A 14,843-nucleotide genomic window follows, 5' to 3' on the forward strand; every position below is an offset into this window, starting at 1 on the left:
CCCCCTCCCGCTTGCGGGAGAGGGCCGGGGTGAGGGCGCCCGCAATCTCAGCGCGATGACAGCTTCGTCGCGGCTCAATGCCCTCGCCCTCACCCTAGCCCTCTCCCGCAAGCGGGAGAGGGAACGGTTGCGAAAGCCCCTGAGTTGCCGCGCCATCGATGTTTATCGGCGCCACGACACCCGGATTTCATCGCAATCGCTCAAACAATGCCGGTTTTGTGCGCATACGCCTGCGTTCGTTGCCACACCGCCGCCAAAAGTGATTGGCCGCTCCCGGCGCTTTATGCTTTGATGCCGCGTCCAAGCCTCCGGCCGTCCCAGCAATGCCCGCGATCACTTCCCAGCTCGACCCGCGTTCGCAAGATTTCCGCGACAACCTCGCCTATCACCAGGCCCTGGTCGAAGAACTCGACGCGCGCCTGGCGCGCGCAGCGCACGGCGGCGGCGACAAGGCCCGGGCCAAGCACACCGAGCGCGGCAAACTGCTGGCACGCGACCGCATCGCCGCCCTGCTCGACCCGGGCTCGCCGTTCCTGGAAATCGCCCCGCTCGCCGCCGAAGGCATGTACGACGACGCCGCGCCGGGCGCCGGCATGGTCGCCGGCATCGGCCGCGTGCAGGGCCTGGAAGTGGTGATCGTCGCCAACGACGCCACCGTCAAGGGCGGCACCTACTTCCCGATGACGGTCAAGAAGCATCTGCGCGCGCAGGAAATCGCCCGCGAGAACCGCCTGCCGTGCATCTACCTGGTCGATTCGGGCGGCGCGTTCCTGCCGCTGCAGGACGAAGTCTTCCCCGACCGCGAACACTTCGGCCGCATCTTCTACAACCAGGCCCGGCTGAGCGCGGAAAACATTCCGCAGATCGCCGTGGTCATGGGCAGCTGCACCGCCGGCGGCGCCTACGTGCCGGCGATGTGCGACGAATCGATCATCGTCAAGGAACAAGGCACGATCTTCCTCGGCGGCCCGCCGCTGGTGAAGGCCGCCACCGGCGAAGTCGTCGACGCCGAAGCGCTCGGCGGCGCCGAAGTGCACACCACCGTGTCCGGCGTGGCCGATCACTTCGCCGAAGACGACCGCCACGCGCTGCAGATCGCGCGCGAGATCGTCGGCAACCTCAATCGCCGCAAGGTGCTGCCGGTCGCCGCGCAGCCCTCGCGCGAGCCGCTATACGCGGCCAACGAGCTGTACGGCATCGTGCCCAAGGACACGCGCCGCCCGTTCGATATCCGCGAAGTCATCGCCCGCATCGTCGACGGCAGCGATCTGCAGGAATTCAAGGCGCGCTACGCCAAGACCCTGATCACCGGCTTCGCCCACGTGCACGGCTATCCGGTCGGCATCGTCGCCAACAACGGCATCCTATTCGCCGAGAGCGCGCTCAAGGGCGCGCACTTCATCGAGCTGTGCAACCAGCGCGGCATTCCGCTGGTGTTCCTGCAGAACATCACCGGCTTCATGGTCGGCAAGAAGTACGAGAACGCCGGCATCGCCAAGGACGGGGCCAAGATGGTCACCGCGGTGGCCTGCTCGCACGTGCCCAAGTTCACCGTGGTCATCGGCGGCAGCTTCGGCGCCGGCAACTACGCCATGTGCGGCCGCGCCTACGGCGCGCGCTTCCTGTGGATGTGGCCGAACGCGCGCATCAGCGTGATGGGCGGCGAACAGGCCGCCTCCGTGCTCGCCACCGTGCGCCGCGACGGCATCGAGGCCGCCGGCAAGGTGTGGACGCCGGAGGAAGAAGAAACCTTCAAGGCGCCGATCCGCGATCAGTACGAAAGCCAGGGCAATCCGTACTACGCCAGCGCGCGGCTGTGGGACGACGGCATCATCGACCCGGCCGACACCCGCCGCGTGCTCGGCCTGGCGCTGTCGGCCAGCCTCAACGCGCCGATCGAGGAGAGAACCCGCTTCGGCGTGTTCCGCATGTAAGCTTTCGGCCAACCGCAACGGATTGTCGTTACGCCATGATCGTCGGCATCGACCTCGGCACCACCCATTCGCTGATCGGCGTCTACGGCGCCGACGGTCCGCGCCTGATCCGCAATGCCCTGGGCGAATCGCTGACGCCGTCGGTGGTCAGCGTCGGCGACGACGAACGCGTCATCGTCGGCCGCGCCGCGCGCGAGCGGCTGGTCTCGCATCCGCAGCGCAGCGTCGCCGCGTTCAAGCGCTGGATGGGCAGCGAGCGCATCACCGCGCTGGGCTCGCACCGGTTCCGGCCCGAGGAACTGTCGGCGCTGATCCTCAAATCGCTGATCGCCGACGCGGAAGCCGACCTGGGCGAAAAAGTCCTCGAAGCGGTGATCAGCGTGCCGGCGTATTTCTCCGACAGCCAGCGCAAGGCCACGCGCATCGCCGGCGAGCTGGCCGGGATCAAGGTCGAGCGCCTGATCAACGAACCCACCGCCGCGGCGCTGGCCTACGGCCTGCAGCAACGCGACGGCGGCGGCCGTTATCTGGTATTCGATCTGGGCGGCGGCACCTTCGACGTGTCGATCCTGGAATTGTTCGAAGGCGTGATGGAAGTGCACGCCAGCGCCGGCGACAACTTTCTCGGCGGCGAGGATTTCTCCGCGGCCTTGCTCAATGCGTTCTTGCACGAACACTCGCTCAGCGCCAGCCAATTGTCGCTGGGCGAGCTGGCGACCCTGGAACGCCGCATCGAATTGTTCAAGCACGAGCTGGCGCGCGGCGGCGAAATCGCCCTGGAACTGCCGCTGGCCGGACACAACCGCGCCTGGCGCCTGGACGAAGCCGGCTTCGCCCAGTTGTGCGAACCGCTGGTGCAGCGCCTGCGCGCGCCGCTGGAACGGGCGATGCGCGACGCCAAGCTCAGCCCGGGCCAGCTCAACGAAATCGTCCTGGTCGGCGGCGCCTCGCGCATGCCGCTGTGCGCGCGGCTGGTCTCGCGCATGTTCGGCCGTCTGCCGCTGCGCCACGTCAATCCGGACGAAGCCATCGGCTTCGGCGCCTGCGTCGCCGCCGGGATGAAGGCGCGCGATCAGTCGCTGGAAGAAATCATCCTCACCGACGTGTGCCCGCACACCTTGGGCGTCAACACCAGCCGCGAATCGCAGCACGGCTACACCAGCGGCGTGTTCTCGCCGATCATCCACCGCAACAGCACCGTGCCGGTGAGCCGGGTCGAGCGCTACTACCCCACCCAGGACCAGCAGCGCGCGGTCGAGATCGAGATCTACCAGGGCGAAAGCCCGCGCGTGGAAAACAACGTGCGTCTGGGGATGATCTCGATCGACCTGCCGCCCAAGCGCCGCGACGAAAATCCGATCGATGTGCGTTTCACCTACGACATCAACGGCCTGCTCCAAGTCGAAGCGGTCGCGCTGTCGACCGGGCTCAAGCGCGAAGTGGTGCTGGAAAAGAATCCCGGCGTCATGACCCAGGAGCAGATCCGCGAACGCCTGGCCGCGCTATCCGTGATCAAGGTGCATCCGCGCGAGCAGCAGGAGAACATCGTCCTGGTCGCGCGCGCCGAGCGCCTGTACGAAGAACTGCTGTGGGCACGCGAAGACCTGCAGGGCGCGCTGGTGCGGTTCCGCGGCGTCCTCGATCTGCAGGACCGCGATGTGATCGCCGAACACCGCGGCGAGTTCGCGCGCTTTCTCGACGCGATCGAAGCCCAAGGCTATACGTGAATCCGTTCGCGCGGCTGGGCCTGTCCGAGGACGCGGACCGGGCGCAGATCAAGCGCGCCTACGCGCGCGAGCTGCGGCTGGCGCGGCCCGACGAAGACCCGCAGGCGTTCCAGCAGTTGCATGAGGCGTATCTGCGATGCCTGGAACTGGCGACGCCGGAGAATGCCGGCGACTTCAACGAAGCCGACGCGCCGGCCGCCGCTTTCAACGAGGTATCGCTGCAATTCGACGCGCCGGCGCTGCAGCCGCTGGACGCGATCGATCCCCAATGGCCGGCGGCGTCGCCATCGACGCTGTGGCGCTACAGCCATCGCAGCGAAACCCACGAGCCGCCGTGCTGGCCGGCGCCTGCGATCGACATCGCGCAGGCGCCGCCCGAAGACGAGGCCGCCTTCGACCTCGATCAATTCACCCGCGAGCTGTTCCGCTACCAGGCCAGGCATTCGCCCGAGCAGTTGGATGCATGGCTGCGCGCGCATCCGGCGCTGTACAACCTCGAACGCAAGGAAGCGGTGGGCCGGTACGTGCTGGAGTTTCTCTGCGATGGGCCGACCTTGTACATGCGGCCGCTGGAAGTGATCCTGCGCTTCTTCGAACTGGACGGTCTGCACCCCGGCCGTCCGTGGATACACGCTGCCGTCGATGAATTGCGCGAACGCGCGCGTTCGACCGGCACCGACTTCAGCGAACTGCGCTTCGCACAACCCGCTCCCCAGCGCAGCAGCGAAGAACCGCCGTGGATGTGGCTGCTGGTGCTGCTGTTCGTGTGCACGACGGTGATGCGGGCATTCAAGGGCTTCAACTCCTCGTTATGAGCGCATTCGAACGGCTGGGCCTGAAACCAACGCAGGACGAGCGCGAGATCAAGCGGGCCTATGCGCGCGAGCTCAGGCGCACGCGTCCGGACGAAGACCCGGCCGGATTCCAGGCGCTCAACGAGGCCTATCGGCAGTGTCTGGCTTATGCCGAGTATCAGCGCGAGCAGGCTTCGCTCGACGATGAGCCCGAGGCGAGCGGCGGCGACGAATTCGCCGCGCCCGCGGACGAAAGCGGCGACGACGTCGATGCCGAATGGCCGTCGCGGGGCGATGACGCATCGCAGGCTGAATCCACCGCGCGATACCGACCGGCCGCCGCGGCGTCCGAGCCGGCCGGGCAAAGCTCGCTTTCCTTCGACCTGCACGCCTTCCTGGACGAACTGCTGCAACGCGCGCGCACGCAATCGCCGGCCGAACTCAAGCGTTGGTTGCTCGACCTGGAGCCGCTGTATTCGCTCGACCTCACCCGCGCGCTGCGCGGCCCGGTCGCGCAAGCCGCGAGCCAGGCCGAGCCGGCGTTGTCGCCGCAGGCGTTGGCGACGGTGTTCGACTTCTTCACGCTCAACGTGGTGGGCCCGAACGACGGCTGGCTGCTGGAACAGGCGCATCAAGCGCAGCATCGCGCCGAATCCACGCGTGCGTTCGAACTAGCGCTGGCGAAGTTGCGGTCGCCGCAGGCGCGGCCGGTCGATCGCTTGCTGCTGCGCGAATTGCTGGAACCTGAGCAACTGGGCCGGCGTCTGATCATCGCGCTGATCGCCGGTTTGCCGACGCGATTGATTGAGATGGCAAGTACGCTGCGGCAGCTCGATCCGCAACTGGCGGCGCAGCGGCTGAACCTGGGCACCGTCGAATTCTGGCATCAGATCTGCGATCGCGGCCGGCTGCATTGGCGTCGCGCCTTCGTGGTCCTGGCGCGCATCGTGTTGTACCCGTCGCTGCTGCTGGGCGCGATCGCGGCACTGGGGCAACGCACCGACGTACTCGGCGCCCTGCCCAGTATCTGGTGGGTCGCCGCCGCGTCATGGCTGTCGGTAACCGTAGTGCAAGCGTGGGCGCACCGTCGGGCGCTACGGCCCAGGCCGGCCAGTCGCGAGCCGCCCTTGCCGATCGATCCGGACGGGCCGTTATGGCTGTTCGGCGCGCTGACCGTCGTGGCGCTGTTTCTGATGCCGATCGCCAGCGAGTTCGCCTTGCTGATCGTGTCGGTGATGGGTTTGATCTGGCTGATCGCGCGCGGCCGGCGGCTGATGGGGCGTACCTTCGTCGCCATGCTATCTGGCGCACTCGCTGCGTCCTGTCTGCCTTCCTGCCTCGATGCCCTGCTCGGTGTACGCGGCGACACCGATCCGCCGGCCGCGTGGATGCCGTTCTTCGTGCTGATCGGCGTGGCCACGCCGGTGCTGCAGGATCTGCACCACGCTCGGCGTCATCGCATCAGCCTGCGGGCCGCGCGTGAACAGGCCGCATGGCTGTGGCCGGCGATGATCGCGGCAATGGCGGCCTTGGTGGTGAGCGCCTGGGTGACGAACTGAGGCGTTGCTCGCTTCGATCACATCGCCCCACCCCATTCATCGTCCTGAAAGACTTCTGAATTATTTTTGCCATCGGGGAAGCGTTGCGCTTGCATGAATGCGCGCCGGATCAGGCGGTTTCTCAATCGCGCCGCTGCCTGCGAAAACTGAACTGGAGTCGCCTTTTCCTGTAACTCGGATTGGTGAGATGCATCACAGTGGGCGCTTCGTATCAGCGTGTTAGGCTCCAAAGTTCACGCGTGTCATCACCTGATCCCCCGACCTGAGGAACACCGCGTCATGGCAATCTTCAACCAGCCCACCCCGCCCAAGCGCGACAATCCGGTTCCGCCGTTGCAGCCGGAAACCGCGCTCAAGCGTGAGCCCGATACCGCAAACGAATTCTCCTTCGGCCAGCCGTCCACGCCGGCGCCGGCTCCGATCGCCGCGCCCGCCCCGACCCCGGCCCCCGCGCCGCGTCAGGCCGAGCAGCCGGTGGTCAAGGAATCGCTGATCGCCTCGGACCTGTCGATCGAAGGCAAGATCCACGGCGCCGGCCACATCCGCATCGCCGGCCGCTTCAAGGGCGACGTGCAGGTCGACGGCGATCTCACCGTCGAGCTCGGCGCCAAGCTCAACGGCGGCGTGCGCGCGCGCAAGGTCGTCATCGCCGGCGAGCTGGAAGGCAACATCGAAGCCGCGCAGCGAGTGGAACTGCTGGAAAGCGGCGTGATGATCGGCGACGTCAAGGCCGGCGTGGTCACCGTCGCCGCCGGCGCGCGCGTTCGCGGCCAGGTCGAGTTCGGTTGGGAAGACAGCGGCAAGTCGGTCGCCCGCAACGACGCCGGCAAGTCCGACCGCAACGCCGACAAGAGCGACAAGGGCGACAAGAACGGCGCCAAGACGGAGACCGGCGCCGACTCATGAGCGCTGTTCGCCAGGGCATGCCCGGGGCGACACGCGTCTGTCCGCACTGCAAGGCGACGATTCTCGAAACCGCGAGCGTCTGCCCTGCGTGCCGGCATCATCTGCGATTCGATTCCGACGCAAACGCGCAAGCGGCGAAACGATTTTCGCCGCTGCACGTGGAAGGCACCATTCGCCACCCACCCGGCGACGGTGCCTGGGAATACTCGATGGTCTTGTCGATCAAGAACGATCGTGGCGAGGAAATCACCCGTCAGGTCGTCGGCGTGGGCGCGTTGTTCCCCGGAGATGAGCGCACTTTCACTCTCTCGGTCGAAGCGTTCGAAGCGGTCGGTTACAAGGCCGCGAACAAGGGCCGGTTGCGCCGCTGAGCGGCGGCGCGCCGGTATCAGAAGGAAAGGACCCCCCTCGATGTCGGAACCCGCTTCGTTGTATGCGCGCTTCACCCTGAGCCACGAGCAGTACGAGGCTTTCATGAATTCCACGCCGGCGCGTCCGGCGTCGTTCGGCGATTGGCAATCCTGGTTCGACCGCCAGCCCATGGCCGGCGATAACCGCGTGCCCGCGGCGATCCTGGGCGACCTGGACGCGGCCCGCGTGGCCGACGTCATCAAGGCCTGGCGCGAGGACGACTGGACCGGCACGCCGCCGGTGGAATACGACGAAATCAAGCGCACCTTGCGCATCGCCATGCTGCAGGCCTCGGAGAATTTCCACGAGATGCTGCGGCTGCTGACGCCGTTGCGCGGCGCCAGCGGCTACAACGATCCGGACGCGGACGATTTCATCGTGATCTTCGATTTCCTCTGGGACGAGGGCGACATCAGCGCGTATCTACAACTGCGCGACGGCGCCAGCCGCTTCGTCCAGGACTGCCCGCCCGCGCACCTGCAGGAAGCCGGCGGTTATCTGCGCGCGGCGCTGAGCTACATGCGCGATCGCACCGGCTGAGCCGCGCGGCTCACTGATCAAACGTTGCTGCCGGCCCGCATCGCGTCCGCCCGACGCGGCGCGCGCGTTATCGCAGCCTCAATCCGAAGGCCCGCAGTTGTCGCATCCGGCGCAGTTCGGCCCGGACGCGCTCGGCGCCGGCGCGATGCGCTTGCCGAGACTGCGCATCCACCGCGGGCGTCCCTCGCGCACCAACGGCAAGGCGCAGGCGATGCGCAGGCGGCGCACGCCGCCGGGGAACTGCTTGCGCGCGACAACCACCGCGCTGATCAGCACCGCGATCGCCACCACCACGTACTGCGCGAACAGTCCGGCGCTCATCGCTCACCCCGCTCCCAGCGCGACCGCGACCTGATAGGTCAGCAGCGAGGCCAGATAGGCCAATGCGAACAGATATCCGGCGCTGATCGCCACCTGCTTCCACGAACCGGTTTCGCGCTTGATCGTGGCCAGGGTGGAGATGCACTGCGGCGCGTAGATGAACCACACCAGCAGCGACAACGCCGTCGCCAGCGACCAACTGTCGGTGATGATCGGCGTGAGCGCCTGCGCGGCGGCATCGTCGTCGGCGGCCGACAGCGCGTACACCGTCGCCAGCGAGGACACCGCCACTTCGCGCGCGGCCAGCCCCGGAATCAGGGCGATGCAGATCTGCCAGTTGAAGCCGATCGGCGCGAACACCGCGGTCAAGGCGTGGCCGATGCGTCCGGCGAAGCTGTAGTCGATCGCCGGCATGGTCGCGCCGTCCGGCGGGCCGGGGAACGACAGCAGGAACCACAGCAGCACCGTCAGCGACAGGATGATGCCGCCGACCCGGCGCAGGAAGATCCACGCGCGCTCCCACAAACCGATCAGCAGATCGCGCGGATGCGGAATGCGGTACGACGGCAGCTCCAGCAGCAGGGCGTGCTCGCTCTTGTCGCGACGCCATTTCTTCATCACCCACGACACCACCAGGGCGCTGAGGATGCCGGCCATGTACAGGCCGAACAGCACCAGCCCCTGCAGGTTCAACACGCCCCAGATTTTCTGTTGCGGAATGAACGCGCCGATCAGCAGCGCATACACCGGCAGGCGCGCCGAGCAGGTCATCAGCGGCGCGACGATGATGGTGGCGAGGCGGTCGCGCGGGTCCTGGATCGAACGCGTGGCCATGATCCCGGGAATCGCGCAGGCGAAACTCGACAGCAGCGGAATGAACGAGCGGCCCGACAGACCGGCGCCGGCCATCATCCGGTCGAGCAGGAACGCCGCGCGCGGCAGATAACCGGATTCTTCCAGCGCCAGGATGAAGGCGAACAGGATCAGGATCTGCGGCAGGAACACGATCACCCCGCCCAGGCCGGCGATGATGCCGTCCACCAGCAGGCTGCGCACCGGCCCTTCCGACAGACTGCGCAAGGTGTCCTGCGAGAGCCATCCGCGCAGCGGGCCGTCCATCGACATCAGCGTGTTGACGCTGCCGCCGACCCAGGCGGTGCCGGCCTCGATCGCGTCCATCAAAGGCGTCGCCCAGGCGTACACGGCCTGGAAGATCAGGAACATCACCAGCGCCAGCGACAGCAAGCCGAGCACCGGATGCAGCAGCCAGCGATCGAGCGCGTCGTCGATCTTGGCGGTGCGGGTCGGCATGCTCACCGTCAATTCCAGCAGGCGCCGGGTTTCGGCGTGCAGATCGGCGCCTTCGGGCAGATGCGCGCGCGGCTCGTGCGGTTCGCGCGGCGCGACCGCGATGCGGTCGAGCATCGCCACCAGATCGCGCGCGCCATGACGCTTGACCGCCACCGTCGGCACCACCGGCACGCCCAGTTCGCGCTCCAGCGCGACCAGGTCGATGTCGATGCCGCGGCGCTTGGCCGCATCCATCATGTTGACCGCGATCACCATCGGCCGGCCGAGTTCGCGCAGTTCCAGGGCGAAGCGCAGGTGCAGGCGCAGATTGGTCGCATCGACCACGCACAGCAGCACGTCGGGCGCGCGTTCGCCGGGATAGAAGCCGCGCAGCACGTCGCGCGTCACCGCTTCGTCCAGGCTGGCGGCGCTGAGGCTATAGGCACCGGGCAGATCCAGCACCGCGTAGTGGCGGCCCGAAGGCGCGTGCAGGCGGCCTTCCTTGCGCTCGACGGTGACGCCGGCGTAGTTGGCGACCTTCTGCCGGCTGCCGGTCAGCAGGTTGAACAACGCGGTCTTGCCGCAGTTCGGATTGCCGACCAGGGCCACGCGCATGGCCTGCGCGGTGTCGTCGTGCGGCGCGGCGACGGCGGATGCGACGGGCGCGGCGGCGCTCATGCCGGATTCTCCAGCACGCTGACCCGCACCCGCGCGGCTTCGCTGCGGCGCAGCGCGAAACGGGTGTAGCCGATCTGCACCAGCAGCGGCTCGGCGGCGACCGGTCCGGCGGCCATCACTTCGACCCGCTCGCCGCTGACGAAACCCAATTCGCGCAGGCGTCTGGCAATGGTGTCGTTGGGCGTGTGGTCATCGACGGATTCGACCGTGGCCGCGGTGCGGCGCGGCAGTTCGGACAGCTTCAAGAGGTGGCTTCCACGGAGGGTGGCGTCCCAAATGGGAATTGTTCTCATTCTAGCACCGACCGCCGTACAGGGGCGGATGCGGCAAGCTGAACGGTATCATTCGCCAACTCCCACAAACTCCCCATGCCGATGAGCCACCCGCTGCTGAGCCTGCGCGAGGGCCCTGTCGCCCGCCTGCGCCTGAATCGTCCCGAGCTGCACAACGCGTTCGACGCCATCCTGATCGCGGCCCTGACCGGCGCGCTGGAGTCGGTCGGCGCCGACGACGGCGTGCGGGTGGTGGTGATCGAAGGCGAAGGCGCTTCGTTCTCGGCCGGCGCCGACCTCAACTGGATGCGCGGCATGGCCGCGGCCGGCGAAGCGGAAAACCGCGAGGACGCGCTGGCCCTGGCCCGGCTGATGCGCACCCTCAACGAACTGCCCAAGCCGACCCTGGCCCGGATCCAGGGCGCGGCCTTCGGCGGCGGCGTCGGCCTGGTCGCCTGCTGCGACATCGCCATCGCCGCGCCGCAGGCCAAGTTCGGCCTGACCGAAAGCAAGCTCGGCCTGCTGCCGGCGGTGATCTCGCCGTATGTGATCGAAGCCATCGGCGCGCGCCAGTCGCGGCGCTGGTTCGCCAGCGCGGAGATCTTCGACGCCGCCGCCGCGCTGCGCATCGGCCTGCTGCACGAGGTGGTCGCGGCCGATCAGCTCGACGCGGCGATCGACCAGCAGATCGCGCTGCTGCTCAAGGCCGGCCCGCACGCGGCCGCGCAGGCCAAGGCGCTGGTGCGCCGGGTCGCCGGCGAACGCGACGGCGCCCGCCTGGACGCCGACAACGCGGCCTTGATCGCGGGACTGCGAGTATCGGCTGAAGGTCAGGAAGGGCTGTCCGCGTTCCTGGATAAGCGCAAGCCAAACTGGATCGCGTAAATCAGGCCCGTCGCTCCGGCAGAAACCGTAATCGACCGGCCCCGGCGACACCGCGCAAACCCAGCCCCTTCATCCCGGCAGAATCCCTAACCTGCCTGCCTCAGTAACGAAGCCACGCGCCCGCCTCGACGCCCCCCCCACGTCCCGAACCCAACCTCACCGCCCCTCTGCCCCCGCTTCCGCCCTGGAGCCCGCCATGTTCGATCACATGGGTTTCGCCGTTTCCGACCTGCGACGCAGCCACGACTTCTACCTGCGCGCGCTGGCGCCGCTGGGCTACGGCCTGGTGATGTCGCTCGGCAAGGAACAGACCGGCGGCTACGAAGGCCACGCCTTCGGCCCGCAGCACGAGCCCGCGTTCTGGATCGGCACCGGCGAGCGCACCTCGGCCGGCCTGCACGTGGCGCTGAAGGCGAAATCGCGCGAGCAGGTCGATGCCTTCCACGCCGCCGCGCTGGCCGCCGGCGGGCGCGACAACGGCGCGCCGGGCATTCGCCCGCACTACTCGCCCGATTACTACGGCGCGTTCGTGATCGATCCCGACGGCAACAACATCGAAGCGGTCTGCCGCATACCGGCGCAGTGAGCCGCCGCGGCGCCGTCAACACTTCGGCGTATGGGCGAGCGCCGGCACCACCAGATCACGCAAACGCGCGCAGCGTCGCGCTACGTCGCGGTTTCGCCCGGCCGATCAGGCGACACGGCGCCCGCTAATCGGCGAAAATCCCCGCATCGCGTCGGCTGGCCGGCGTAGTCACCGGTTCCGACCGTCTTTCTTTCCATGCGCACACGCGCCCCGACTTGCGATGCACGCCATGTTCGAAAAGATCCTGATCGCCAACCGCGGCGAAATCGCCTGTCGCGTCATCCGCACCTGCCGCAAGCTCGGCATCCGCACCGTCGCGGTGTATTCCGACGCCGATGCCGACGCCCAGCACGTGCGCCAGGCCGATGAGGCCTATCCGATCGGCGGCCCGCGTCCGGCCGACAGCTATCTGCGCGGCGACGCGATCATCGAAGTGGCGCGCCGCTGCGGCGCGCAGGCGATCCATCCGGGTTATGGCTTCCTCAGCGAGAACGCGGATTTCGCCGACGCGGTCGAAGCCGCCGGCATCGCCTTCATCGGCCCGAAAGCCGCGTCGATGCGCAAGATGGGCAGCAAGGCCGGCGCGAAGGAACTGATGCAGGCCGCCGGCGTGCCGGTGGTGCCGGGCTACACCGGCGAAGACCAGGACCCCGCGCATCTGCATCGCCAGGCCGACGCCATCGGCTATCCGCTGATGATCAAGGCCGCGCACGGCGGCGGCGGCAAGGGCATGCGCATCGTGCGCGACAGCGGCGAATTCCTGGCCAACCTGGAAAGCTGCCAGCGCGAAGCGCGCAACGCGTTCGGCCGCGACCGCGTGCTGCTGGAGCGTTACGTCGAACGCCCGCGCCATATCGAAATCCAGATTTTCGGCGACAGTGCCGGCCAGGTGATCCACCTCAACGAGCGCGAGTGCTCGGCGCAGCGCCGTTATCAGAAGGTGCTGGAAGAATCGCCGTCGGTGTTCCTGACGCCGCAGTTGCGCGCGCAGATGGGCGCGGCCGCGGTGCAGGCCGGGCAAGCGATCGACTACGTCAACGCCGGCACGGTCGAGTTCATCGTCGGCCAGGACGGCGGGTTCTACTTCATGGAGATCAACACGCGCCTGCAGGTCGAGCATCCGGTGACCGAGCTGGTGACGGGATTGGATCTGGTCGAGTGGCAGTTGCGCGTCGCCGCGAACGAACCGCTGCCGCTGGGCCAGGACGCGATCGTGCAGCGCGGCCACGCCATCGAAGTGCGTTTGTACGCGGAAGATCCGGAAGCCGGCTTCCTGCCGGGTTCGGGCAAGCTCGAACGCTTGCGCCTGCCGCGCGCCGATGCGCATGTACGGCTGGATTCGGGCGTGATCGAAGGCGATACCGTCACCATCTTCTACGACCCGATGATCGCGAAGATGATCGTGTTCGACAGCGACCGTCCGCGCGCGCTGGCGCGGCTGCGCGGCGCGCTGGCCGCGTGCGAGATCGTCGGGCCCAAGTCCAACATCGAATTCCTCGAACGCCTCGCCCGTCATCCGGCGGTGGTCGGCGGCACCATCGACACCGGCTACCTGGATCGTCATCTGGACGAATTCATGCCGGCGGCGAATCCGGACGAAGCCGGCGACCTCGACTTGCTGATCGGCGCGACCGTGGCCGAGCTGCTGAGCCAGGAACAGCGCACCCGCGAAGCCGCGGCTGCGTCGAACGATTCCAGCTCGCCGTGGGCGATCGCCGATGGCTGGCGGCTGGGCCACGGCGGCCGCCGCAGCCTCGCCTTCCTGCGTCGCGACCAGCGCCTGGAACTGCAGGCGCACGGCAGCGGCGGCGATTACCGCATCGAAATTCCCGCCAACGACGCGGCCGCCTACGACGTGCAGGGCGCGCGCATGGACGGCGGCGAACTGAGCCTGCGCATCGACGGCCGCGCGCGCCGCCTGAGCACGCTCGGCGACGGCCATCGCGTGGTGATGCACGACGGCGAGCGCCGCCTGCGCCTGGAAGCGGTGCCGATGTACCACCACCAGTCCAGCGCCGCCGCCGGCTCGGGCAACAACGTCAACGCACCGATGCCCGGCCGCGTGGTCGTGGTCAAGGCCGCGCCCGGCGACAGCGTCGAAGCCGGCCAGGAGGTGATGGTGATCGAGGCGATGAAGATGGAGCTGAGCCTGAAGGCGCCGCGCGCGGGGAAGATCGCCGAAGTGCGTGCGGTCGCGGGGGATTTCGTCGAGGCCGATGCGGTGTTGGTGACGTTGGAGACGATTTGATTCGGTACACCGGCGAAGTACGCGCGTCCTCGCCTCGCGTTTCCCTCAAGGCCGTCGTTGGATGAGGTGACGGCGCTGCGCCGACCAAATACGCGCGTCCTTTCCTACCGTCATTCCCGCGAACGCGGGAATCCAGGGCCTTTCGTGCGAGGACGTTTGAAGTCGCTGGATTCCCGCGTTCGCGGGAATGACGTTCTGGAAGGATGACGCTGAAGTCTCTAGATTCCCGCTTTCGCGGGAATGACGTTCTTGAAATATGACGCTGAAGTCTCTGGATTCCCGCTTTCGCGGGAATGACGGACTGGAGGGATGACGCTGAATCCTCTGGATTCCCGCGTTCGCTGGAATGACGTTCTTGAAATATGGTGCTGAAGTCTCTGGATTCCCGCCTTCGCGGAAATAGCGACCCGGGATGCGGTGAAGACTCTGCACACCGTCCAAGTCCGCACGCCCTTACCTACCGTCATTCCCGCGAACGCGGGAATCCAGGGCCTTTCGTGCGAGAACCTTTGAAGTCACTGGATTCCCGCGTTCGCGGGAATGACGGTCTGGAAGGATGACGCTGAAGTCTCTGGATTCCCGCCTTCGCGGGAATGACGGACTGGAGGGATGACGCTAAAGACTCTGGATTCCCACCTTCGCGGGAATGACGACTGGAGGGAAACCGGGAATAACACCCTTGAAAGACCCAC

The 14,843-nt window shown here is 67.5% G+C and carries 14 protein-coding genes; 11 read left to right on the plus strand and 3 right to left on the minus strand.

Annotation, left to right across the window (positions count from 1 at the left end; all coding sequences use genetic code 11):
- From J7J50_RS17645 to J7J50_RS17680, 8 genes are all read left to right on the plus strand, one after another.
- A partial coding sequence (locus J7J50_RS17645; protein ID WP_215097528.1) for a hypothetical protein occupies positions 1–292 on the plus strand: 292 nt, incomplete at its 5' end.
- A 31-nt stretch (positions 293–323) separates the two neighbouring features.
- On the plus strand, positions 324–1,934 hold the full coding sequence (locus J7J50_RS17650) for a carboxyl transferase domain-containing protein (protein ID WP_215057694.1): 1,611 nt from the start codon (positions 324–326) through the stop codon (positions 1,932–1,934).
- 35 nt (positions 1,935–1,969) lie between these two features.
- Positions 1,970–3,661: a molecular chaperone HscC gene (locus tag J7J50_RS17655; protein WP_215057695.1), complete on the plus strand. Its 1,692-nt coding sequence runs from the start codon at positions 1,970–1,972 to the stop codon at positions 3,659–3,661.
- Positions 3,658–4,476 carry a J domain-containing protein gene (locus J7J50_RS17660; protein ID WP_215057696.1) on the plus strand — a complete coding sequence of 273 codons (819 nt, stop codon included), beginning with the start codon at positions 3,658–3,660 and terminating at the stop codon, positions 4,474–4,476. The genes J7J50_RS17655 and J7J50_RS17660 overlap by 4 nt, the downstream gene beginning before the upstream one ends.
- Positions 4,473–6,014 carry a J domain-containing protein gene (locus tag J7J50_RS17665; protein WP_215057697.1) on the plus strand — a complete coding sequence of 514 codons (1,542 nt, stop codon included), beginning with the start codon at positions 4,473–4,475 and terminating at the stop codon, positions 6,012–6,014. The genes J7J50_RS17660 and J7J50_RS17665 overlap by 4 nt, the downstream gene beginning before the upstream one ends.
- Positions 6,015–6,293: 279 nt before the next feature.
- Positions 6,294–6,920, plus strand: a complete 627-nt coding sequence (locus J7J50_RS17670; RefSeq protein WP_215057698.1) for a polymer-forming cytoskeletal protein — start codon at positions 6,294–6,296, stop codon at positions 6,918–6,920.
- Complete coding sequence (locus J7J50_RS17675) at positions 6,917–7,291, plus strand: hypothetical protein (RefSeq protein WP_215057699.1); 375 nt, start codon at positions 6,917–6,919, stop codon at positions 7,289–7,291. The genes J7J50_RS17670 and J7J50_RS17675 overlap by 4 nt, the downstream gene beginning before the upstream one ends.
- Positions 7,292–7,331: 40 nt before the next feature.
- Positions 7,332–7,871, plus strand: coding sequence for a hypothetical protein (locus J7J50_RS17680; RefSeq protein ID WP_215057700.1), 540 nt, complete (start codon positions 7,332–7,334; stop codon positions 7,869–7,871).
- Between the two features lie 78 nt (positions 7,872–7,949).
- Here the strand turns inward: J7J50_RS17680 and J7J50_RS17685 are convergent, their stop codons facing one another.
- From J7J50_RS17685 to J7J50_RS17695, 3 genes are read right to left on the minus strand one after another with little or no spacing between them, the layout of a single operon-like run.
- Positions 7,950–8,192, minus strand: a complete 243-nt coding sequence (locus tag J7J50_RS17685; protein ID WP_215057701.1) for a DUF6587 family protein — start codon at positions 8,190–8,192, stop codon at positions 7,950–7,952.
- A gap of 3 nt (positions 8,193–8,195) precedes the next feature.
- On the minus strand, positions 8,196–10,097 hold the full coding sequence (locus tag J7J50_RS17690; RefSeq protein WP_215057741.1) for a ferrous iron transporter B: 1,902 nt from the start codon (positions 10,095–10,097) through the stop codon (positions 8,196–8,198).
- 59 nt (positions 10,098–10,156) lie between these two features.
- The gene (locus J7J50_RS17695) at positions 10,157–10,405 is read right to left on the minus strand and encodes a FeoA family protein (protein ID WP_215057702.1); all 249 of its coding nucleotides are present in this window, start codon (positions 10,403–10,405) and stop codon (positions 10,157–10,159) included.
- A 129-nt stretch (positions 10,406–10,534) separates the two neighbouring features.
- Between J7J50_RS17695 and J7J50_RS17700 the strand changes: the two genes are divergently transcribed.
- The 3 genes from J7J50_RS17700 (at position 10,535) to J7J50_RS17710 (ending at position 14,151) form a co-directional block, all read left to right on the plus strand.
- A complete protein-coding gene (locus tag J7J50_RS17700) occupies positions 10,535–11,317 on the plus strand; it encodes an enoyl-CoA hydratase-related protein (protein WP_215057742.1) in 783 nt (260 codons plus the stop codon).
- A gap of 196 nt (positions 11,318–11,513) precedes the next feature.
- Positions 11,514–11,903 (plus strand): VOC family protein, encoded by a 390-nt coding sequence (locus J7J50_RS17705; protein ID WP_215057703.1) that lies wholly within the window; start codon positions 11,514–11,516, stop codon positions 11,901–11,903.
- A gap of 229 nt (positions 11,904–12,132) precedes the next feature.
- A complete protein-coding gene (locus J7J50_RS17710) occupies positions 12,133–14,151 on the plus strand; it encodes an acetyl/propionyl/methylcrotonyl-CoA carboxylase subunit alpha (RefSeq protein ID WP_215057704.1) in 2,019 nt (672 codons plus the stop codon).
- Positions 14,152–14,843: the final 692 nt, after the last annotated feature.

The sequence above is a fragment of the Lysobacter sp. ISL-50 genome, assembly GCF_018612875.1.
Classification (GTDB): Bacteria; Pseudomonadota; Gammaproteobacteria; order Xanthomonadales; family Xanthomonadaceae; genus Lysobacter.

Excerpts from the sequence above, each read along its gene's own strand:
- J7J50_RS17670 (WP_215057698.1), top strand. The coding sequence starts at position 6,294 with ATGGCAATCTTCAACCAGCCCACCCCGCCCAAGCGCGACAATCCGGTT.
- J7J50_RS17650 (WP_215057694.1), top strand. The coding sequence starts at position 324 with ATGCCCGCGATCACTTCCCAGCTCGACCCGCGTTCGCAAGATTTCCGC.
- J7J50_RS17710 (WP_215057704.1), top strand. The coding sequence starts at position 12,133 with ATGTTCGAAAAGATCCTGATCGCCAACCGCGGCGAAATCGCCTGTCGC.
- J7J50_RS17685 (WP_215057701.1), bottom strand. The coding sequence starts at position 8,192 with ATGAGCGCCGGACTGTTCGCGCAGTACGTGGTGGTGGCGATCGCGGTG.
- J7J50_RS17680 (WP_215057700.1), top strand. The coding sequence starts at position 7,332 with ATGTCGGAACCCGCTTCGTTGTATGCGCGCTTCACCCTGAGCCACGAG.
- J7J50_RS17665 (WP_215057697.1), top strand. The coding sequence starts at position 4,473 with ATGAGCGCATTCGAACGGCTGGGCCTGAAACCAACGCAGGACGAGCGC.
- J7J50_RS17700 (WP_215057742.1), top strand. The coding sequence starts at position 10,535 with ATGAGCCACCCGCTGCTGAGCCTGCGCGAGGGCCCTGTCGCCCGCCTG.
- J7J50_RS17655 (WP_215057695.1), top strand. The coding sequence starts at position 1,970 with ATGATCGTCGGCATCGACCTCGGCACCACCCATTCGCTGATCGGCGTC.
- J7J50_RS17690 (WP_215057741.1), bottom strand. The coding sequence starts at position 10,097 with ATGCGCGTGGCCCTGGTCGGCAATCCGAACTGCGGCAAGACCGCGTTG.
- J7J50_RS17675 (WP_215057699.1), top strand. The coding sequence starts at position 6,917 with ATGAGCGCTGTTCGCCAGGGCATGCCCGGGGCGACACGCGTCTGTCCG.
- J7J50_RS17705 (WP_215057703.1), top strand. The coding sequence starts at position 11,514 with ATGTTCGATCACATGGGTTTCGCCGTTTCCGACCTGCGACGCAGCCAC.